Here is a 21,137-nt window from a genome sequence, read left to right as displayed (position 1 = left end):
CCCGGTTGCCGCCGGCGCCACCCTAGTGGCCTCGGCGGGCAACAGAACCTGATGCTGGTGGGGTGGTGTTCCAAATGATGAGGAGTGCTTGTATCCGGTGCCCCATGGCCGTGCAGGCACAGCCGCACACGGCGTGACCGGTCCCCGAAACCCCGCACGAACGACCTCCCCGTCAAGTCATTCACGTTCAGTTCCTTCCATCCTGCACGCAAAGCTCCCTTGTGGCGTGGGGGCTCGCCGAATCACGCCGATGATGGCAGCGAGCGACGGCCCGGGCCGGGTAGGCTTTCGGAAGCACTCCAGGTGAGGGTGCCCGTCTTTTCGCCGAGGAGAATCGTGGACGCAGATCTGGTAGTGGTGGGATCCGGGCTGTTCGGTCTGACCATCGCTGAACGAGTCGCCAACATGGGCCGCAAGGTCGTCATTGTGGAACGCCGCAGCCACATCGGTGGCAATGCCTGGTCGGAATTCGAACCGACCACCGGCATCGAGGTACACCGCTATGGTGCCCATCTGTTCCACACCTCCAACAAGAAGGTCTGGGACTACGTCAACCGGTTCACCAGCTTCACCGGCTACCGGCACCGCGTGTACACCACCCACAAGGGAGTCGTCTACCCAATGCCGGTGAACCTGGGCACAATTAACCAGTTCTTCGGCGCCGCGATGGGTCCCGACGCGGCCCGCGCCCTGGTCAAGGAGCAATCTCAGGAACTCGGTGACAAGGAACCGGAGAATTTCGTGGAGAAAGGGATCCAGCTGGTTGGGCGCCCGCTGTACGAGGCATTCTTCATGAACTACACCGCCAAGCAGTGGCAGACGGCCCCCGAGGAGTTGCCCGCATCCATCGTCTCCCGCCTGCCGGTGCGTTATACCTACGACAACCGCTACTTCAACGACACCTACGAGGGACTGCCCACCGACGGCTACGGCGCCTGGCTGACCCGGATGGTGGAATCCCCGGACATCACGGTGCTCACCGGCACCGATTTCTTTGACGAGACCCACGAGTACTCGAAGTCGAAGGTCGTCGGCACGGTCCCGGTCGTCTACACCGGCCCCATTGACCGCTACTTCGACTACTCCAGCGGTGACCTGTCGTGGCGCACCATCGACCTCGCCGAGGAGGTGCTCACCAGCACTGGTGATTTCCAGGGCACCTCGGTGATGAACTATGCCGACCTCGACGTCGATTACACCCGCATCCACGAGTTCCGTCATTTCCACCCCGAACGTGACTACCCGAGTGATAAGACGGTCATTCACCGCGAGTACTCCCGCTTCGCCACCCGCGACGACGAGCCTTACTACCCGGTCAACACCGACGACGACCGCGCGAAGCTGGCCGCCTACCGTGCGGCCGCGGAGGGCGAACCCCACGTCATCTTCGGCGGGCGCTTGGGTACCTACAAGTACCTCGACATGCACATGGCCATCGCATCGGCGCTGATGACCTTCGAAACCAAGTTGCAGCCCTTCTTCGAGCAAGGAACCCCCTTCCCCAGCGGAGGGGCCGAGGCGTGAGTGTCATGACTGAACGGATGCCGGTCCCTGCGCAGTGGGATACTGATGTCTCTCATGTCACCGCACAGGGGTACCGGATTGCCTCGCGGGTCATCTTCCCTCAGGGCGGCGACTTGGATGTCCTGCCGTTGTACGTCGACAAGAACCACGACGACGTCGTCCAGCTACGCCCCGAGAACATTCTCGGTCGCGACAGTTTCCGCATCGTCGCCGGGGAAAGGGTCAGCTTCGGCTCTTATTTCAATGCCTTCGCAGCTTCCTACTGGCGTCGCTGGACCGTCGTCAACGAGGTGCGGCTGGTGATCAATACCTCCGGCGCCGGGCAGATCGCCGTCTACCGCACCAATGCCCGCGGGGTGCCGCTGCGCATCGACACCCGCGACATCGCAGGTGATGCCATTCAGTCGGTCTTCGACCTGCCGCTGCAGACCTTCGGCGACGGGGGTTTCTACTGGTTTGAGATCATCGCCGCCACCGAGGTGGTGCTCGATTCCGCCCAGTGGTGGGTGGCCGAGTCCGATCGCCCGCACGGCACCCTCACCTTGTCGACGACCACCTATAACAAGCCTGACTATGTGGTGCGCAACTTGGGTTTGATGAGCCAGGACCCGAACCTGCTGGGTGTGCTCGACCAGGTGCTGATCGTCGACCAGGGTACCGAGAAAGTCGTCGATGAGCCCGGCTATACCGAGGCAGCGGCCAGCCTAGGTGAGTTGGTTGATGTCATCGAACAACCCAACATGGGCGGATCGGGTGGTTTCGCCCGCGGCCAGTACGAGTCCACCGTGCGCGGGCTCAGCGACTACGTCGTGCTGCTTGACGACGACATTTCCATTGAGACCGAATCGTTCATCCGCCTGGCCACCTTCGCCGACATGTGCAAGAGCCCAACCCTTGTTGGCGGACACATGTTCGACCTGCTGAACCGCACATCCCTGCATACCTTCGGGGAGATCGTTGACCCGAACACCTGGCAGCCCACCGTGCCTGGTGCCGACCAGTACCTGTCGCACAATTTCAACAAATACGGTCTGCGTGAGTCGCGGTGGATGCACACCAGGATCGACGTTGATTACAACGGCTGGTGGATGTGCCTCATCCCCACCCGAGTGATCCGCGAGGTCGGGCTGTCATTGCCGCTCTTCATCAAATGGGACGACGTCGAATACGGCTTGAGGGCCCGCGACCATGGCTTCCCGACGGTCTCTTTGCCAGGCTCTGCCGTGTGGCACATCGCCTGGGGTGACAAGGACGACCTCGTCGGCTGGCAGGCCTATTTCCACGAACGCAACCGGCTGCTGACCTGCATGCTGCACACCAGTAGACCCAAGGGCGGCCAGGTTCTCTACTATTCGCAGACCCAGGATCTCAAGCACTTGGTGTCGATGCAGTACTACACGATCCAGGGCCGCCTACTCGGTCAGCGCGACCTGCTCGCCGGGCCCAGCCAACTACACGACCTGCTGGTGACCCGCAATGCCGAGGTGCGCGGCATGGCTAAGGAGTACTCGGATTCCCAGCTCAAGCCGGAATACGAGAACTTCCCGCCGATCCGCACCACCAAGATCGCGAAGCCACCGCGTCGCCGGGCCCGTAACGAAGACGATCCCCGCGAGGCCCTGCCGATCAACGAGAGCAGGCTGCGGCTGATACTCAAGGGCGGTTTCGCGGTGCTGCGGCAGTTCCTGCCGATGGACGAACACGCCACCGAGAACCCCCAAGTGCACATCCCCCACAAAGACAACAAGTGGTGGAACACCGCCCAGTGGGATTCGGCTCTGGTCTCCAACGCGGAGGGTACCGGGCTGAGCTGGTACCGGCGCCAGCCAAAAATGACCAAGGCGCTGATGGGGGAATCGGTCTCCAATCATGTCAAACTCCTGCAGAACTGGGACCGGCTGGCGGCCGAGTATCGCGAGGCATTACCGCGGATCACTTCCCTGGAAGCCTGGGAAGCTACCTTTGGCATCACCCACGACGCGAACGATCAGGCCTCCGCACGTGCCGAGGTGAACGACTAGGTGCAATCATCAGTTCTTGCCGATCAACCTCTTCGTGCGCCCGGCCATAGTGCCGGGCTGCTGGAGTTGTTCCGGTGGTGGTTCCTGCTGAGACTCCTGGTGAAGAAGGAACTGCGGATCCGTTACCGGGGCTCGGTGCTCGGCATGGTGTGGAGCTATGTGAAACCGGCCGTGCAGCTGGGGGTCTACTACGTGGCGATGGGTCACTTCCTGGGGCTGGGGCGGTCCATCCCCGGCTACGTCGTGTACCTGTTTGCTGGCATGGTGATGATCTCCTTCTTCAACGAGATCATGCTCAACACCACCCGGTCGATCATCTTCAACGCCCCACTGGTCGGCAAGATCTACATGCCTCGGGAGCTGTTCCCGGTCTCCAGCTTGTGGGTGGCTTTCGTCCATGTGGTGCCGCAGATCGTCGTGCTCGTCGTGGGTGCCCTGCTGATGGGCTGGCGCCCGGGTCTGCTGAATATCCTCGCAGCGATCGCAGCGCTGGTTCTGGTCGGTATCTTCGCCCTGGGGCTCGGGCTGATGTTCGCAGCTTTCAATGTCTATTTCCGCGATGCTGAGAACCTCGTCGAGCTGCTCATGATGGTGGCCATCTGGGTCTCCCCAGTGTTCTACCAGTGGTCGATGGTGGCTAGTTCGGTCCCCGGATGGGTGTTCGGCGCCTATCTGGCCAATCCGCTGGCAATGAGCGTCGAGTTGGCTCATTTCGCCTTCTGGGTGCCCCTGGAAGGGGTCGTGGCCCCCGGGACTTCGCAGGCCTCGCTGATGCCGGGCGGTATTGGGATGTTGCTCGGTATCGCTGTGGTGATCGGCGTCGCCTTGCTGCTGTGTGGTCAACTGGTCTTCCATCGCCTTGAGGGCAAATTCGCCCAGGAGCTGTGATGGACGATTCGCGATTGCTCATGGCCCGGCTGGCGAATGTCACCAAGGCATTCGACCTGCGGCACACCCGCTCCATCAAGGAATACGTTGTATGGCTGGCGACCGGACGCAAAGGCGACTTTTCGGAGACCTTCAACGCCCTCGATGACGTCAGCTTCGATATCCACCAGGGTGAATCCGTCGCTCTGCTCGGGTTCAACGGTTCCGGGAAGTCCACCACCCTCAAACTGGTCTCCGGGGTGCTGCTGCCCGATGAGGGCAGCGTGCAGGTGCGTGGCCGGGTCGCCGGGCTCATTGAGGTGGGTGCTGGGATGCACCCCGACCTCACCGGGCGGGAGAACGTCTACCTGAATGCCGCCATCTTGGGCCTGGACGAAGCCGAGGTCGATGACCGGTTCGATTCCATCGTTGAGTTCTCCGGCATTGAGAAGTTCATCGATACCGAGGTGAAATTCTATTCCTCGGGCATGTACATGCGTCTGGCCTTTTCCATCGCGGTTCACTCGAACCCCGACCTATTCCTCGTCGATGAGGTGCTGGCCGTGGGCGATGAACCCTTCCAGCGCAAGTGTATCGATAAAATGCTCGAATTGCGGGCCTCCGGACAGACCCTCATGGTGGTCTCGCATGATCTAGACCTGATCAAGACGGTGTGCGAGCGTGGGATCGTGTTGCGCAACGGTCAGTTGCTCCTTGATGCGGACATCAACGAGGCTGTCGATTATCTTCGAGCTCTCGACGGATGAGAGGTAGTCATGTGGATTGAGGTTGTGCCGTTCGCGCTCATGACGCTCGGCATTCTGGTGATTCCGGGTACCCTCATCGGTCTGGCATCCGGGCTGCAGTTGCGTGCTGCGATCCTGTTCTCCCCGCTGGGCAGCGTCGCGACCGCGGCGATGGCCGCCATCGCCGCGAACCTGCTCGGCATTGGCTGGGGATTGCTTCCGATGCTCGTCATGACGGCCATCGTCACGGGGGCCGGTTTCGGTGCGACGAAGCTGCTCACCAAGATTTCGTGGCTGAGTGCTCCCGGGGAGGATGCCCCTTTCGGTGCGACGAAGCTGCTCACCAAGATTTCGTGGCTGAGTGCTCCCGGGGAGGATGCCCCAACCAGAACCACCGTCTGGTGGACCGTCGCCGGTGTAGGGGTCACCGCGGTCATCATGGTGGTGCGTGGGATACAGATGATTGGTTCTCCCGACTGGTTCTCCCAGACCTATGACAACGTCTACCACCTCAGCGCGGTGCGCTGGATCCTGGACACCGGCAACGGATCATCGCTGAAAATGGGTGTGACGAGCACCGACGGGTCTGGTTACTTCTACCCGTCGGCATGGCACGACGTGGTGTCGCTGTGCCTGCGCACGATGGGCAGCGACGACGTGGTGACTGGGACGAACGGGCTGGTGCTGGTCGCGATCAGTGTGGTGTGGGCCTTCGGCTGCATTGCCTTGGCGGTGACGCTATTTCGTGACGAGCCTTTGGTTCTCGCGGCGACCGGGGCGTTGGCTCCGGCCTTCGCCGCATTCCCGCACATGCTCGTTGGCTACGGTGTGCTCTACCCGAATCTGCTCGGGCTGTGCCTGCTGCCCAGCCTGCTGGCTTTGATGACGTCCTTGCTGGGATTCGGCACCGGCCCGCGTATCCAACCCGCCGCGGCTCTGACCACTGCCGTGATCGGCATGATTGGTGCCGGGTTGGTGCATCCCAACGTCGCGCTGACCGTCATCTCCGTCGTCGGCATCGTCGCCATCGCGGCGTGGGCCGCCCCACAGGTGCGGGAACTGATCGATGTGGGACGGCTGGCACCGTTGGGTTGGTTGCGGATCGGGTTCGCCGTGGTATGGATTGCCGCAGCCATCGGCTTGTTCCTGGTCATCCGCCCGGTCCGCGAGGTAGCCACCTGGGGTCCGCAGCGCAGCATGCTCGACGCCATGATCGAGTCGGTCACCATCTCCCCGATGGATGCCACCATCCCGCTGCTGGGCTCGGGGCTCGCCCTGATTGGGCTGGTCATCGCCTGGCGTTCCCCGAAGTACAAGGTGATCGCCCTCATCCACCTGCTTTTGGTCTTTCTATGGCTAGTAGCTGGCGCCCAGTTGCAAGGGGCGATGCGCTACCTGTTCGTCGGCCCCTGGTACAACGACAACTACCGGCTGGGCGCGATGCTGCCGGTCACTGCTGTGCCTTTGGCGGTGTTGGCCGTGGTTACCGTCGTGCAATGGTTGCTGGGCTGGGGACGGCTGCAACGGGTGGCGACGAGCGTGTGGGTTCCCGTCGTCGTGGTGGGGCTGATCGTTCCGGCAACCCAGCTCGATCCGAACCAGGCGAAGATGGTCGAATGGGTGCGCGACCGCTACGAGATCGCGGATGATTCGCCGTTGGTGACCGCCGACGAGTATCAGGTGATCATGAACGCGGCACAGGTGATTCCCGAAGGTGAGCAGGTCGTGGTGAACCCGTGGAACGGCAGCTCGATGATCTACCCGCTCACCGGGGTGCAGGTCCTGGAGAAGCACATTCCGTCGTCCTCCACCCCCGAGCAGCGGGTGATCACCCAGGACCTCAACGAGATCACCACTAATCCCAAGGTGTGTGAGGTGTTGAGAGCCCGCCGCGCCATGTGGGTTCTCGACTTCGGCCAACGCCAGATGATCAACAACACCCGGATCAACTACCCAGGCTGGCGCAACCTGGCCTCGACTCCGGGTTTCGAACTGGTAGACCGGCACGGTGACGCATCCCTGTACCGGGTGGTCGCCTGCGGCTGAGATTGTGGGGGTTACTGGCTGCATGTGAGGGCGCGCAGCGCCTGGGGAATACAAGTTGCTGACTATTGCATGCGGGCTTGGCAGCGTGACATGAATCAGAAACCATGTCGGTGGTACCCGGATGTGATGCGGCCGATCCAGCGCTCTTGCTATGCCCCGTGGGACTGAGAAGAAAACGATGGAGACCGGCTATCCATTGCTGGAAACGCCCCCCTGGGGCTCTTGTCACCGGCCTCCTGCCTCCAGTGTAGACACGGATCAGGTATGGCCGCCAGGAATCATCACGGTGATGTTAGTCCAGGCCCAGAGGGTCGCGCAGCGGCTGCGCCAGGCTCTTGGAGAAGGTCCGGGTGATGTGGTCGTGGTCGTAGTAGACCGGAAGTCCACCGATGACCGGATAGCAGCGCTGGTCGTCGCAGAATAGGTCGGACAGGTCGATGGCCTTGACCTTCGGGTCGTCGGCGGTCAGCGCAGCCTCGTACTGCAGATCGGTACGCATCGCGGTGGTCTTGTCGGTGGCGCAACCCATCTGGTTGCCGGGATGAGAAGCCAGGCAGTCGGGCATGTTCATGCCGGTGGTCCACGGGTAGTCTCGCAACACGGTGACCGTTGTGAACTCGGTCCATTCCCGCCACAGGGCGTGGAATCCCTCGATCGCATTGGCTTCCGAGACGAATCCCGAACCGGTGAAAGCCGTTGTGACAACCATGTCTGGCTGCAATTCCCGTAGCTGGTTGGTCACCCGGTGGGCGAAATCCTTGCACTGCTGAGACGGGCGGGGTTGGTTGTAGAAGGAGTCGGAGTCACCATAGGTGGCCGGGCACCCGCCCTCGAAGAACAACACCACACCCCAGCCTGCTTCGTCGGCCAGCGCTTTGATCGCATGGTACATGGATTCGGCGTGGGAATCCCCGACCAGGGCGAGCACTTTGGCGGGGCGCTCCCCCGACCAGCAGACGCGAGGGTCACCATCGCAATCGGCGATGCCCCAGGGTGCGTCGGTCTCCGAGACTTCGTAGCCGGGTGGCGCCGAGTAGGGGTCGGCCCCACACAGCTCCCGGTTGGCGGCGGCACCAGCCCCAACGCAGGGATCCTGGCCGAGCTCACCGGCCAGACGTTCCAGGGTCCTGTCCTGGTACCACTTGCGGGCTGGGACATAGGCGAGCGCTGACCCGGCGATGAGGGCCATCGCGATGGCCGTCACGATGAAGGTCTTGCGATTGGAGGTCTGCAGCCATGGATGCGTCTGGCCCGGTATCTCGACCCATTTGCGGGTGAAGTGCGACAGGAACAAGGTGACGGCCAGAATGCCTGCCTTGTGATACCAGTGCAGGGGTCCGAGAACGAAGGGCAGCAGGGCAATGAAAGGCCAGTGCCACAGGTAGACCGCGTAGGAGATATCACCGATCCACTGCACGAAGCGGAGATTGGAGACCCAACTGAGTGGATCCCGGGAGCCGGTGTCACCGGCGATGATGACGGCTGCGGCGCCGACCGTCGGCAATAGTGCCCACAGCCCCGGGAAGGCGACCTGCCCGAGCAGCATCCCGCCTGCCAGGATCGCTGCCAGCCCACCCCAGCGAAGCACGAGTGCCCCGGTCCGATCGGGTGCCCACACCCGCAGGAAAAACGAGGTCAGCCCACCAATGGCAAATTCCCAGACCCGGGTTGGGGTGAAGAAATAGGCGGCCGACTGGTCGGTCCAGGTGTGCCAAGTGCAGAAGGCCAGGGAGACCACCATGACCACGACCAGCAGCAGGGCTACGGTTTTGACGGTGTGGCCACGCAGCCAGTGCCGGGCAGCCCACAGCCCCAGCAGGATCAGGGCGGGCCAGATCATGTAGAACTGCTCTTCGGTGGACAGCGACCAATAGTGTTGCACCGCCGATGCTGTGTCATTCGAGGCTGAGTAGGTGATCGCCTTCTTTGCCAGCCATAGGTTCTCCACATAGAAGGTCGACGCCACGATCTCCCTGGCGGTGGCCAGTTGGAATCGCTCCGGGAGCAGCATCGCACTGGCGACGAAGGAGATGGCAAGCACCATGAGACTGGCCGGCAACAGGCGGCGGATGCGCCGGGCATAGAAATTCGTCAACCGGACGGTACCGGTGCGGTCCATCTCCTTGAGCAGGTGGGAGGTGATCAGGTAGCCAGAGATGACAAAAAAGACATCGACCCCAACGAAGCCGCTAGCAAACCACTTAGTGGGATACAAATGGAAGGCGACGACCAGCCCGACGGCGATCGCGCGCAACGCCTGGATCTCCGGCATGAACCGCCGAGAACTTCGTCGGCGAGCAGCTTCGCGGTTGAAGAAGATTGGCGGCATCGATTTCCTCGTTGTGGGGATTGCTTGGGCGACGCTATCACGAACCCGTGCACTTCGTGATCCTGCCATCGGTTTCCCAGGCGGGAGAGACGCTCCTGTCCGCGATGGTCATGACCGGACCCGGGATTGTGGGTGTGGTGCTGGCCCGGGCGGTTCGGCGTAAACTCGCAACGACCGCACCCCGCTGTTGATGGAGGCTCGGATGTCATTCCTCCGTTCCCATGGCGTTGCGCTCCGGTTGCCCGTCGGGGTCATCGCTTTACTGTTCATGATCTTGTCGAGTTGTCTCACGGCGCTCCCGGCCAGGGCGACGCCCGATGATAAGGTTGATTCCTGGCGGATCGATTACCGGGTCGATGAACAGGGCCTGCTGCATGTGAGTGAGACCTTGGTGTGGCGTTTCGGCGACAGCTCGGGGCGCCACGGCATCAACCGGGATTTGGTGACCAGGGAACCTTTCGAGGACGGCAAGGGACGCCAGGATGCGGTCTATGAGATCACCGACATTAAGGTGAGCGGACCGAACTCTTCCGCAGGGCCCCAGGTCACCGATAGTTGCCGGACCGACAAGCGGCATTGCACCAAGCGGGTACGCATCGGTGATCCATCGCGCACGGTGAGTACCCCGACTGCGACCTACACGGTTTCCTATGTGGTCTCAGGGGCACTGCGGCACGTCGACGACCACGACGAGCTGTACTGGGATGCGCTGGGATCAGACACCCCGCTGGTGGATTCGACACAGGTGGAGGTGAGCGTGCCCGGGGGCGCCCAGCAGGTCGCCTGCTACACCGGGCCTGTGGGTTCAACGCAGAGTTGCACTTCGGCCTCAACCAGCGGCAGGGATGCGATGTTCACTCAGACCACGAAGAAGTCTGGCGAGATATTGACCATCGTCGTCGCGATTACTCCCGGGCTGGTGGCCGACAACCAGCCCCATCTGGAAAAGGCCCCGCTGCCTGATGTGCTGCTGGGCCTGATGAAGGGCGGGGTGATAGGGGTTGTCGCCACCGCGGTGATGGCTGTCGTGGTACGGATCACCAAGCGTCGACGTGCTGACGAGCCCCCGCTCCCCGACAGCGATACGGGGCCGGACGATGCCACCGCATCTGGGCAGTATCAGCAGCCGCCGAGCCTTCCAGAGATGCCAGTGGTACTCAGCGGATTGCTGCTCGATGGGAAGGTAGGCAATCCCGAGTTGACGGCCGAGTTGGTCGACCTGGCGGTCAGGGGCATCGTCAGCATCGGCGATGAGCTGGGCGACGGCACCACCCGGGTACGGCTGGTGAACCCGTACCTGCCGAAGGCCCCTTGGGAGGAACAATTCATTCAGGTTCTCTTCCGAGGCCGCCTGGGCAAGGGAAATGACGTCGTCACCCTGGACCGGGACCGTCTGCTGCAGGCAGGAAATGTGGTCCTTGGGGCAGCCAACCAACTCGCCGCCGAGCGTGGGCTCATCAAACGACCCAGCCGGGGATTCGTCCGAGGGGTTTCCCCACTGATGGCTCTCCTCCTGGTACCGCTCGCGTTCATGGGATTCATGTTCACGGGGTTCTTCAGTGTCTTGGGTGAGGTTGCGGGAGAAGGCTTTTTCATCGTCATGTTCGGTCTGCTGGGCCTGGTGATTCCCTTGGTGATCGGTGGGTTGTTTATCCGCAAGTACACCAACCCTGCTCAACTGACCTCGACCGGCAGCACGGCCGCCGCACAGGTCAGGGCCTATCGTGACTGGCTACGGGCAGGCAAAGCCGATCAGGTGGTGCTCGATCCCTCCCGAGACATGTTCTCTGAGCTTCTGCCGTGGGCGATCGCCGTCGGCCAAGCCCAGGGGTGGGTTAACATCTGCTCGACGCTGAACGTCTTCGAGGGCCGCCTGCCCAACTGGTACATGGGTGACTGGTCCAGCTTCCGCAATGGTCTGTTCCTCGTATCGGTGGTTTCCGATATGACATCTACCGGCTCCGATTTCGCCAGTGGTGGTGGCGGGGGAAGCTTCTCCAGTGGTGGGGGAGGGTTCTCCGGTGGTTCTGCGGGCGGTGGCGGAGGCGGTGGTGGTGCCTCCAGCTGGTGAGAGGCGTTCACCTGGGCTACCCGCCGGTTGGTGTGCCAACGGCTCTTGGTGACTCGTCGCGCACACTCACCAGCCCAGCCATCACCTGCGTCATGTCTTATGCCGTTCCTGGGTGCTGCGGCACGAAGGCAGACACGACGAATGACACTGGAGATTGTGGACTGCGACCCACCGTTCAACTCTGGATGCGCGCCCGCGGGTCCAGCTTCCGGATGCGGAGCGCGTCGCGAAGGGCCTTGAGCACGTTCTTCGCCTCGGCCATACCGTTGCGCAGCGGAGAAAGCGCCACCACACCGGCGGTGATGACGAAGGGTTTCAGCTTCACCGCCAGATTCTCCCCGTAACGGAAGTGCACCGCGAACAGGTTGCGGTACATGTAGAAGCCCTTCCAGCTCGACAGGTCCTGATCCTGGACGAATTCGAACTGGCGTACCAGTGCGGAATCGCGCACCATGTACAGCTGATAACCCGCCTTGCGGGCACGAATGGCGTAGTCACAATCGTCGTAGAAAATGAAATAGCTCGGATCGGGGTAGCCAATCTCCTCGATCACCTGACGGTGCACCATGAATCCCTCGAAGGCCGCATTATCCACCGGGACCCGCTCGGGCATCGACTCCCGGGTGGAATATATCGAGTCGATCGTCGCCCGCTTGGGCCGTAGATGGACCGGATTACGCAGGTCGAATTCGACCGCGGCCTTTTCCACCAGCTCACCCGCCCGGTTCTCCCGCACACAGGCCAGCAGCGGACCGCCGTCGGCCAGCAGCGCGGCCAGGGCACCCGAGTCCGGGACGACGTCGTCATCCATCATCCACACCCGGTCATGGCCGTCGCGGTGGGCCGCCTTGAGGCCGCGGTGGAAACCACCCGCTCCGCCCAGGTTTTCCCCAGTGTGGTCCACCACCAGAGGAAGCTCTGTGTGCCGTGCCAAAACGGCGAGGCTCGCATCGTCTGGGGAGTTGTCGACGACGTAGATGGTGTCGGCAGGCCGGGTCTGGGCGGCCAGCGCGGTGAGCAGCTCGTCGAGCAGTTCTGCCCGCTGGTAGGTGACGATCACCACGGCCACCCGGTCATTGGTGGCATCACCCAGCTGCACTGCCCCGGCGGCCCGGCTGCCGGGAGTACCGGCTGATGACAAGAAACGCTCGTGTCCACCGAAGTCGCGACGCAAACCGTCGATGATGGCCTGCGCACTGAGCGCAATGCGCCGCGCACTGGGCCGCACGAAGGTGTAGAACCAGGCGGTCTTCGCCCAGAAGGCCGCTGCGTGCAACCATCCGTGGTGAGTGAGCAGGTTCACCGTGTTGTTGCGGGCCATGCAGTAGTGCTTCAGGTCGGAAGGTGAATGGTTGTAAGTGGTCAGCCCCCGCATCATCGGGGTGCCCAGATCGTCGGTGGCTGGATGCAAGAAATGGGCTCCTACAACGGTCGCGACTCGCGCCCCGGCTGCCCGGGCACGCCACAGGTACTCGACATCATCGCCCCAGATGAAGAATTCCGCGCGCACCGTACCGATCCGGTCCACCAGCTCCCGGGTGACCAATACCCCGTTGAATGGGATCACCACGTCGTTGACGATCCCATCGTGGGAGACCTTCTCCAGTTGCTCCAGGTTCCGGGCGATCGTGGTGGTTCCGGGCAGCCGGATGGGGAAGCACAACTCCTGCGGGCGTTGTTCAGCGAGCACCGCCGGGCCCCAGAAATCGAAGGCGCCGCGATGTTCCAGGAGCTGGTCCAGACAATGCGGGGTGGGAATGCCGTCGTCGTCCATCATCCAGGCCAGCTGTGCGCCGAGGTCATGGGCCCAGTTCAACCCCTCCGCGAAACCACCGGCCCCACCCAGATTGCGGGGCAGCACCCGGAACGACAGATGCTCATCGGTGAGGGTGGCCAACCACTGCCCGGTGCCGTCGGTCGAGGCATTGTCGACGATCAGGATGCGATCCAGGCTATCGATGCCGCGCAGCCGCTCAACGAGTCGCTTGAGGAGGTCCAGCCGGTTGAAGGTGACGACCACGGCGGCGACGTCGATGCTCATTGTCCGAGCCTACTGGTTGTCGTCGCCCTGCTCGGGGCGGCGTACTGGTGGACGGGAGGACATGCCGGGCTCCAGGGCGGCGCGGTGCAACATCTCGGCCTGAGTGGGCATCGAATAGGCCGTGGCGATCGAGTCGTGCAGCTCAATGACCTTGAGACGCAGCCGCTCGTTGAACTCATGGGCGATCTCCCCGGGGCGTGGACGCATCGGGATGCCGAAATTGACGTGCACCTCGGGACGCCCCGGCGACCAGCGCTTCTGCTTGGGCGGCCAGGCCGCATAGGCCCCGACGACGGCCGAGGGGATCACCGGGCAGTTGAAGGAGATAGCCAATGCGGCAACCCCCGGGGTGAACGGGCCCATGCCCCCCGACCGTGAGCGGGTGCCCTCCGGGAAGAGGAACAGTGGCACGTCGTCGCTGAGCAGTTGCTTGGCCATGCCGCGGTGGGAGCGGGTGCCCGAACGGTTGACCGGGAAACCGTTCATGAACAGCTGGATCGCGGTGGCCGTGGTACGCCTAGTGAAAAAGGTGTCGGCGGCTGCTCCGGTGGCCAGGCGACGGCTCAGCTTCTTGGGTAGCGCCCCGATGATCAACGGCGCGTCGAAATGGGAGGAGTGGTTACCGATGACGATGTAAGGGGCCTGCACGCCGACCAGATTCTCGGTGCCGTGCACGTGGACGTCGAGCACCGACCACACCGCAGGTTTGAGCAGCAGCTGCTGGGCTGCCGAGGTGGTCCAGGCGTTGGTGTTGGAGGTGAACCGTCTCCGGCCCCCGCCGATTTCTGCCATCAGTTCTTGCTCCTTGAGGAAGTTATCTTGCGGGCGACCCAGCGACCCAGCGCCTCGGGAGCATGCTCCAAGACCCATACCGCGATCCGCCACACCGCCGACGGGACCGCCACCGTGCGGCCCCGCTGCGCAGCATCGAGGGCGCAGGCCGCGACCTGGCTGGCCTCTACCCATGCCCACTCGGGAAGCTTCGGGCGCGGCACCCCCGCGCGGGCATGCAGTTCGGTCTTGACCCAGCCCGGGCATACTGCTGTCACCTGCACTCCAGTGCCCTCCAACTCCAGGGCCAGGGCCTTGGAGTAGGTGAGCACCCAGCGCTTGATTGCTGAATAGTTGCCCTTGAGAATCCAAGCCGAGACCGACGAGACGTTGACTACCACTCCGTGGCCGCGACGCTTCATGCCGCGTGCGGCAGCCCCGGCCAAGATGAGCACCGCGGTGCACATGACCGCCATCGCGTTTTCCTGGATCGTGGTGTTGTCGCACAGCAATGAGGCGTTCAGCCCGAAGCCGGCGTTGTTCACCAATACCTCGACGGGGCGGTCCTCGTCGGTGAGCCTGTCAATCACCGGGTCGAGGTCGCTGCGCACTCCGAGATCGGCCATGATGGTCTCCACCGCAACGCCGTGGGTACAGGCAATGTCGTTGGCGGCGTCGGCGAGGCGCTGCTCGTCGCGGGCAACGAGCACGATGTCGTGGCCCCTGGCCGCCAACTCGTTCGCGAAGGCCAAGCCTATGCCGGAGGTACCCCCGGTGATGAGTGCTGTGGCCATGTGCCAAGAGTAGTCCCCGGGCGCTGCACCTGCCCGGTTCCGGGACCGTAGGTTTCCGCGGCCCCGGTCGATGAGCCCGGTCCCCCGGCGCAATGTGACCGATGGGCCCTAGCCCCAGGTGTCCATCGGCCACATTCTTGGGTGGGCGGCAGTAGACGCCCTTTACACGAGCGACTCAGTCGATCAGGGCGATCGCCTGGCGAGCCATCGCCAACTCCTCGTTGGTCGGGACGACAAGCACCTTCACCTTCGAGCCCGGGGTGGAGATGACCCGAGGCTGCTTGGAACGCACCTTATTGGCCTCCTCATCGAGTTCGACGCCCAGGAAACCGAGCCGGTCGCAGACGTTCTTGCGCACGTCATCGGCATTCTCTCCCACCCCGGCGGTGAAGGTCAGGGCATCCAGTCCGCCGAGCAGGGCGGCGTAGCCGCCGATGTAGAACACCAGCCGGTGGGTGTAGACATCCATCGCCAGTTTGGTGCGCTCATCGCCGGCTTCGATGGCCGCCGAGACGTCGCGCATGTCGGTGTGCCCGGACAACCCGAACATGCCCGACTTCTTGTTGAGCAGGTTGTCGACCTCTTCGATGGACAGATTCAACTGACGGGCCAGGTAGGGCAGCACGCCCGGGTCAATGTCACCGCAGCGGGTGCCCATCACCAGACCGGCAAGCGGGGTGAGCCCCATCGAGGTCTCAACCGCATGCCCGGCATCCACTGCGGAGATGGATGCGCCATTGCCCAGGTGAGCGACGATCTGCTTGAGGTCGTCGCGGCCCAGCAGCTGGGAGACGGCCTGGGAGACGAACTGGTGCGAGGTGCCGTGGAAGCCATATTTGCGCAGCGAGGTCTTGGCTGCGACATCGGTGTCGACGGCATAGGTGTAGGCCTCGGCCGGCATATTGACGAAAAATGCGGTGTCGAAGATGCCCACGTGGGGCACGTCGGCGAGCAGCTTGCGGGCCGCCCGGATACCGGAGATGCCAGCCGGGTTGTGCAGTGGTGCCAGTGGTGAGAGCTCGACGAGGGTGTCCAGCACCTCGTCGGTGAGTAGGGTCGGCGCGGAGAATTTATCGCCGCCGTGCACGGTGCGGTGGGCTACGGCGACGGTGGCCGACAGGTCGGGGCCATGCTGGTTGAACAGCTCGAAGACACCGGACAACGCGATCTCGTGGTCGGGCAGGTCACGGTCGGCGTGGTACTCCCCGCCGTCGGCACCCAGCACCTCGTGGTCGATGGTTCCGGTGGTTCCGGTGGCGATGCGCTGCACCAGACCCTTGGCCAGCACCTCCTCGGTGTCGGTGTCGATCATCTGGTACTTGATCGACGATGATCCACAGTTGAGGACGAGGATTGGCTTGGACATGGGTGGAACTCCTTGTTCACGACGACTTCGGGTGAAAATGTGACAGGCACAGACTAGCGCTGAACTGACCACCTTGTGCTAGGTGGAACATCGAAGCCAAGGAGACATTGCAAACCTCGACCAGAAGGTCTTGGAACCTCACACGGATTCGTCGCGTATAGTAGTGAATCGGGAAGACTGTTCGGGGCCCGTGGTTAAGCAACCCTACAGAACTATTGTGACGCGACAGCATTGACATATCTATTCCAGTGTGGAATACTAAGGTTAATGGATCTTTCACTAGCGCGCATGGGAGGGTCGATGGGTCTCGAGAGTATCGTCTTGGAAGGGGTGTCAACCCACAACCTTAAAGCCGTTCGTGTGGCGATCCCCAAGGGGAAGCTCGTCGTCGCGGCTGGAGTGTCCGGATCGGGCAAGTCATCCCTGATCGTCGATACTTTGTTTGAGTACTCGAAATCGCTCTACCTGGGGGCACTGTCCAGCAAGGCCATAGACTTAGGAGACGGCGATTACCAAGCTGACCGAATCTCAGGAGTTCAACCACCAGTAGCCCTGAGACAGCGCGACGGGGGCTACTCCAACCCACGGTCAACCGTGGGCACGTTCACTGGAATAGATGGGTTGCTTCGCTTGATGTTCGGTGCGGGTGCGTGGCCGGTGTGTCCCGTGTGCCTGCGGGTCACAGATGCTGACCTCCTGTGTGAGGACTGCGGATGCTTTGCGGAGCCGCTGAGCCCTCAGCATTTCAGCCCGAATCGTCGTGAAGGCAAGTGCCTCGAATGTGACGGGATGGGCAAGATGATTCAGTTCTCCATGGACCGAATTATCCCAGATCGTTCCAGAACCTTGAATGATATCTGGGATGCCGCGCCCTCCGGAACGTTTGCCGTGCCCAATATTCGGAAGGCTTTCGAGGCAATGGCGGCGGATGAGGGGATACCCTTGAATTCTCCATTCGAGAATCTTACCGAGAAGCAAAGAGAATTAGTCCTTCACGGATCGCCAAAAGTATACACTATCAAGGTCAGAAAGGTCACCAACGATGTGCGGTTCGAGGGAATCCTTGACTTTCTCGATCGCGCATACCGCGGCGCATCGACCGCAAGGCGACGTGAAGTACTCGCGCAGCTTCTTGAGGAGGAGGTGTGTCCCTCCTGTGGTGGGGCCAAGTTGCGGCAGGAATCCCTTCAAGCAACGCTCGCGGGCCGCTCGATCACGGATTTTCAGAATAGAGAGCTCGTTGACGTCTGTGCAGATCTCGAACAACTGATCATTGGTGATGATCTGCCCGTGCAAGTACGTGACGTGGCAGAAGCGATTCGAAAGCAACTCACCAACATCTGTCAAGTGGGTCTGGGACACTTGCAATTAAACAGAACCGTAATCACGTTGTCTAGCGGCGAGTTGCAGAGACTCCTATTGGCTCAGCATCTGGCAAGCGACCTCACGGGGGTCATGTACATTTTGGATGAGCCGACCGCTGGCCTTCATGACAGCGAAACGGCACAAATCATCCAGTCCCTGAGGCGATTGCGCGACTTGGGCAATACAGTCATTGTCATCGAACATGATGAGGCTATCATCCGCGCGGCAGATTGGATCATTGAGCTCGGACCGGGAGCCGGAGTGAAAGGAGGAGAGATTGTTTTCGAAGGGATCTATGCTGACCTTCTCGACTGTCCAACTTCCGTAACGCGGGCGGCCCTTATGGCTGATCCTATCGAGCGGCGCCGCATTAATGTAGACAGGGGTGACTGGCTGGAGATCCACAAGATCTGCAAGAACAACGTACACAATGCTTCCGTTCAAATCCCCTTAAGGGCGCTCACATGTGTTTCGGGAGTCTCGGGCGCAGGAAAAAGTTCGTTGGTGTCTGCCATCCATGACAGACTCACTGTGATTGCGCCTACTGGGTCTGACGAATCGCCAACCGTTGTAGGTGGGGTGAATATCGAAGACGTTATGTACGTGCAGAAGCGGGCTTTGGGTCGATCCAGTAGGAGCAGCCTCGCAACCTACATAGGCGTGAGCGAGCAGATCAGAGATGCATTTGCGGCCGCACCTCAAGCTATCGAGGCAGGGTTGAGTCAGGCCCAATTCAGTACCAATGTGCCAGGTGGACGATGCGAAGCATGTAAGGGTCTCGGTCTGATGGAGGTCGATTTTTCTCTGTTCCGCAGTGAGACGGTTCTCTGTCCGGAATGTGGGGGACAACGGTTTCAAGAGCAGGTGCTGGGCATAAGTCTGGATGGCTTAAATATCCATGATGTCCTGTCATTGAATTTGTCCGACGCCCACGAATGGTTCCGCTTCCGGGGACAAAAGAAGACAGCAGAAATCCTCGAAGTTCTTCTCGAATTTGGACTTGGGTATCTTCAATTAGGTACTGCAACCAGCACTTTGTCCGGTGGAGAAGCGCAGCGTCTCAATCTCGCCAGAGAGCTGCTCAAACAGAGAAGGAGTGGAACTCTGTTCATCTTTGATGAACCGAGCCGGGGTCTGCATCCGGCCGACATCCGTCACCTGCTGGCACTTTTTGAACGCCTGATCTCAACAGGGAATACAGTCCTTGCCATCGAGCACAACATTCGAGTAATTGAGGTCTGTGATTGGGTGATTGACATGGGACCTGGTGCGGGACGGTCAGGCGGGAAAGTACTTCAATGCAGTCGGCCTGACTCACTGTTAATGAATCAGAATAACAAGACGGGATCTTTTCTAAGATCCTCTAAGGATGTCGTTCGGTCCGCAATGCCTCAGAAGAGCGCATGAGGAGGTTCTAATGAAGGTTGCAGTCATACAGTCAGAATGGATTGAAAATATTGAAGAGGCATTGGAAAGGGCTTACCGGGCGGTTCGAGACATAGCGCAGTATGGTCACGTTGACTTCGTATGCTTTCCTGAATTCTTCTTAGGTCCCCCTTGGTACATGCCGGGGCAGGGCGAATTGAAGGGAGTGACCGATACAGTAATCCCCGGTCCAATCACTGATGAATTTTGCGAACTTGCAAGGTCCGTAGGGACGCACATTGTTTTAGGCTCCTTGGTTGAGAATATGACTGATGGAATGTACCGAAATTCATCACTACTCATCAATCCGACAGGACATATCGCGGGGAACGCAGTCAAGGCCCACGCATTCGGAAATGAAATGGTTCTGTGTTGTCAAGCAGATTCCTTGGAAACATTTGACACGGGGCTAGGACGCATTGGGGTGGCTGTGTGCTCGGACTTCTGGATCCCAGAGGTAATTCGTGTCTTCGCACTGGCGCACGCAAGGATTATATTTGTACCTGGTGGAACCTTGATCCAAAACCAGAGTCTCATGGTGAATGCACTGAGTACTGCGGCATATATGAACGGCGTGTATCTCGTCTACGCCAGTTCAGTTGGTCGCGTTCAAGGCAGGCGCGGAGAACGCAAGGTTGAGGTCCGTTTTGCAGGCACAAGTCTTGTGGCGGATCCTAACGGCACTGTGATTGCTCGAGCTGGCTCCGACGGGACTCAGACTCTTTTGGTCGATTTGGATCTAGAACGCCTGAACGACTGTGATGCACGCTCTTGGATCGCACAACGTCGCCCGCAAGCCTATCAACCGCTTCTTGACCCATACGTTGGCATTAGACGAGATCTCACTGCGGAGTTGCAGATGAACATTGGGGCACCGTCGATGTCGGATACGCGCGAGGTTCCGGAGATGGGTGGGAGGAGAAAGAAATGAGAATCATAATTCCGCAAGTACGTAGCGGTTGGGACTGTAGGGCCAATGAGCGGGCGGTTATCCGATCCTTGTCGAAGATCAGGGGGAGTTGTGATGGAGTCGTCGTCCTACCGGAGGCGGTATTCACGGGGTTTGGGAACCCAGAGATTCCGTCGTCGTTATTGAGTCGCAGGTGGCTTGAATTGCTTTCTAACTATGCCCGTTCTGAGCGGTTATATGTCTATACGGGATCTTGGCCCGAGGAACGCTCCCGGGGTATCCGAATACAAGTGGCCCGCTTGTTAGGACCAGATGGAAGGGAGCTTGCCCGCGTGGAGCGTGAGATCCTTTCAGACGGCTCAACTGCGACCGGAGACGATTTTCCCATTGTTGAGTCCCCTCTTGGATCCTTGGGGCTCGTGCTCGGGCCCGACTTTTGGCTAATCGAGCCCGTCCGAATCCAGTGCCTCAAGGGAGCAGAGTTGCTCTTGGTCTCAGGCGCTATCACCGGGAGCAGGAGGGCTGCACAGGTGGCCGCCATCTGGGGGATTGCTACCATCAACACAGTGGGAATCGCGTTTGCTGGCTCATTGGGATGTGGCGCCTTGGGCGGGAGCTCTATTGCTATGCCCGAGGGTTTCGTGGGCCGTCTTGAAGAAGAGGATGCAGTGGTAGAGGGCGACTGGAGCAGGGACACCATCGTAAGGGTTCGCGAACCAGATCTGCAGTTCCAACAGACGATGTGGTTCGGATTGTGGTCCAGACGTCCTAGTCTCTATCGCACGCTCACTGAGGTAGACTTTTCGGGTGATGAGCGAATCGGCATGCAAAAGTGTGATTGTGAGGTGGAGGCTTGATGTG

Annotated in this window: 14 protein-coding genes; 9 read left to right on the top strand and 5 right to left on the bottom strand. The window is 61.0% G+C overall.

The genetic code is table 11. The features are described 5' to 3' along the window. Positions 1–336 precede the first annotated feature (336 nt). The 5 genes from glf to HMPREF1531_RS04105 are packed head-to-tail and all read left to right on the top strand — an operon-like array spanning position 337 to position 7,204. Positions 337–1,524 carry a UDP-galactopyranose mutase gene (gene glf, locus HMPREF1531_RS04125; RefSeq protein ID WP_016668651.1) on the top strand — a complete coding sequence of 396 codons (1,188 nt, stop codon included), beginning with the start codon at positions 337–339 and terminating at the stop codon, positions 1,522–1,524. 5 nt (positions 1,525–1,529) lie between these two features. Beyond that, positions 1,530–3,545, top strand: a complete 2,016-nt coding sequence (locus tag HMPREF1531_RS04120) for a glycosyltransferase (protein ID WP_016668650.1) — start codon at positions 1,530–1,532, stop codon at positions 3,543–3,545. Further along, positions 3,546–4,433 carry an ABC transporter permease gene (locus tag HMPREF1531_RS04115; protein WP_016668649.1) on the top strand — a complete coding sequence of 296 codons (888 nt, stop codon included), beginning with the start codon at positions 3,546–3,548 and terminating at the stop codon, positions 4,431–4,433. Further along, positions 4,433–5,179: an ABC transporter ATP-binding protein gene (locus tag HMPREF1531_RS04110; protein ID WP_016668648.1), complete on the top strand. Its 747-nt coding sequence runs from the start codon at positions 4,433–4,435 to the stop codon at positions 5,177–5,179. Before HMPREF1531_RS04115 ends, HMPREF1531_RS04110 begins: the two co-directional genes overlap by 1 nt. 9 nt (positions 5,180–5,188) lie before the next feature. Then, entirely contained in the window at positions 5,189–7,204 is a 2,016-nt protein-coding gene (locus HMPREF1531_RS04105) for a DUF6541 family protein (protein WP_016668647.1), read from the top strand. Positions 7,205–7,496: 292 nt separating this feature from the next. Here HMPREF1531_RS04105 and HMPREF1531_RS04100 read toward each other — a convergent pair whose 3' ends face one another. Continuing rightward, positions 7,497–9,533 carry an acyltransferase family protein gene (locus tag HMPREF1531_RS04100; RefSeq protein WP_016668646.1) on the bottom strand — a complete coding sequence of 679 codons (2,037 nt, stop codon included), beginning with the start codon at positions 9,531–9,533 and terminating at the stop codon, positions 7,497–7,499. A 202-nt stretch (positions 9,534–9,735) separates the two neighbouring features. Between HMPREF1531_RS04100 and HMPREF1531_RS04095 the strand changes: the two genes are divergently transcribed. After that, entirely contained in the window at positions 9,736–11,604 is a 1,869-nt protein-coding gene (locus HMPREF1531_RS04095; protein WP_016668645.1) for a DUF2207 domain-containing protein, read from the top strand. A gap of 175 nt (positions 11,605–11,779) precedes the next feature. On the opposite strand, the gene HMPREF1531_RS14085 is transcribed toward HMPREF1531_RS04095, so the two are convergent. From HMPREF1531_RS14085 to HMPREF1531_RS04070, 4 genes are all read right to left on the bottom strand, one after another. Further along, complete coding sequence (locus HMPREF1531_RS14085) at positions 11,780–13,645, bottom strand: glycosyltransferase (protein ID WP_016668644.1); 1,866 nt, start codon at positions 13,643–13,645, stop codon at positions 11,780–11,782. 9 nt (positions 13,646–13,654) lie between these two features. Beyond that, positions 13,655–14,437 (bottom strand): lysophospholipid acyltransferase family protein, encoded by a 783-nt coding sequence (locus HMPREF1531_RS04080; RefSeq protein ID WP_016668643.1) that lies wholly within the window; start codon positions 14,435–14,437, stop codon positions 13,655–13,657. After that, on the bottom strand, positions 14,437–15,210 hold the full coding sequence (locus HMPREF1531_RS04075) for an SDR family NAD(P)-dependent oxidoreductase (RefSeq protein WP_016668642.1): 774 nt from the start codon (positions 15,208–15,210) through the stop codon (positions 14,437–14,439). Before HMPREF1531_RS04075 ends, HMPREF1531_RS04080 begins: the two co-directional genes overlap by 1 nt. A gap of 175 nt (positions 15,211–15,385) precedes the next feature. After that, positions 15,386–16,576: an acetate/propionate family kinase gene (locus tag HMPREF1531_RS04070; RefSeq protein WP_016668641.1), complete on the bottom strand. Its 1,191-nt coding sequence runs from the start codon at positions 16,574–16,576 to the stop codon at positions 15,386–15,388. Positions 16,577–16,876: 300 nt separating this feature from the next. Here HMPREF1531_RS04070 and HMPREF1531_RS04065 point away from each other — a divergent pair, with 300 nt between their 5' ends. From HMPREF1531_RS04065 to HMPREF1531_RS13555, 3 genes are all read left to right on the top strand, one after another. Continuing rightward, complete coding sequence (locus HMPREF1531_RS04065; RefSeq protein ID WP_016668640.1) at positions 16,877–19,348, top strand: ATP-binding cassette domain-containing protein; 2,472 nt, start codon at positions 16,877–16,879, stop codon at positions 19,346–19,348. A gap of 10 nt (positions 19,349–19,358) precedes the next feature. Continuing rightward, positions 19,359–20,297 carry a carbon-nitrogen hydrolase family protein gene (locus HMPREF1531_RS04060; protein ID WP_016668639.1) on the top strand — a complete coding sequence of 313 codons (939 nt, stop codon included), beginning with the start codon at positions 19,359–19,361 and terminating at the stop codon, positions 20,295–20,297. Between the two features lie 311 nt (positions 20,298–20,608). Further along, on the top strand, positions 20,609–21,133 hold the full coding sequence (locus HMPREF1531_RS13555) for a hypothetical protein (RefSeq protein ID WP_156860165.1): 525 nt from the start codon (positions 20,609–20,611) through the stop codon (positions 21,131–21,133). The last annotated feature ends 4 nt before the right edge of the window (positions 21,134–21,137 follow it).

The sequence above is a fragment of the Propionibacterium sp. oral taxon 192 str. F0372 genome, from assembly GCF_000413315.1.
Classification (GTDB): domain Bacteria; phylum Actinomycetota; class Actinomycetes; order Propionibacteriales; family Propionibacteriaceae; genus Brooklawnia.
The sequence above is the reverse complement of the archived record's forward strand: the minus strand, read 5'-3'. Positions and strand labels throughout refer to the sequence as shown.

Excerpts from the sequence above, each read along its gene's own strand:
- HMPREF1531_RS04120 (WP_016668650.1), top strand. The coding sequence starts at position 1,530 with ATGACTGAACGGATGCCGGTCCCTGCGCAGTGGGATACTGATGTCTCT.
- HMPREF1531_RS04110 (WP_016668648.1), top strand. The coding sequence starts at position 4,433 with ATGGACGATTCGCGATTGCTCATGGCCCGGCTGGCGAATGTCACCAAG.
- HMPREF1531_RS04105 (WP_016668647.1), top strand. The coding sequence starts at position 5,189 with ATGTGGATTGAGGTTGTGCCGTTCGCGCTCATGACGCTCGGCATTCTG.
- HMPREF1531_RS04100 (WP_016668646.1), bottom strand. The coding sequence starts at position 9,533 with ATGCCGCCAATCTTCTTCAACCGCGAAGCTGCTCGCCGACGAAGTTCT.
- HMPREF1531_RS04095 (WP_016668645.1), top strand. The coding sequence starts at position 9,736 with ATGTCATTCCTCCGTTCCCATGGCGTTGCGCTCCGGTTGCCCGTCGGG.
- HMPREF1531_RS14085 (WP_016668644.1), bottom strand. The coding sequence starts at position 13,645 with ATGAGCATCGACGTCGCCGCCGTGGTCGTCACCTTCAACCGGCTGGAC.
- HMPREF1531_RS04080 (WP_016668643.1), bottom strand. The coding sequence starts at position 14,437 with ATGGCAGAAATCGGCGGGGGCCGGAGACGGTTCACCTCCAACACCAAC.
- HMPREF1531_RS04075 (WP_016668642.1), bottom strand. The coding sequence starts at position 15,210 with ATGGCCACAGCACTCATCACCGGGGGTACCTCCGGCATAGGCTTGGCC.
- HMPREF1531_RS04070 (WP_016668641.1), bottom strand. The coding sequence starts at position 16,576 with ATGTCCAAGCCAATCCTCGTCCTCAACTGTGGATCATCGTCGATCAAG.
- HMPREF1531_RS04065 (WP_016668640.1), top strand. The coding sequence starts at position 16,877 with ATGGGTCTCGAGAGTATCGTCTTGGAAGGGGTGTCAACCCACAACCTT.
- HMPREF1531_RS04060 (WP_016668639.1), top strand. The coding sequence starts at position 19,359 with ATGAAGGTTGCAGTCATACAGTCAGAATGGATTGAAAATATTGAAGAG.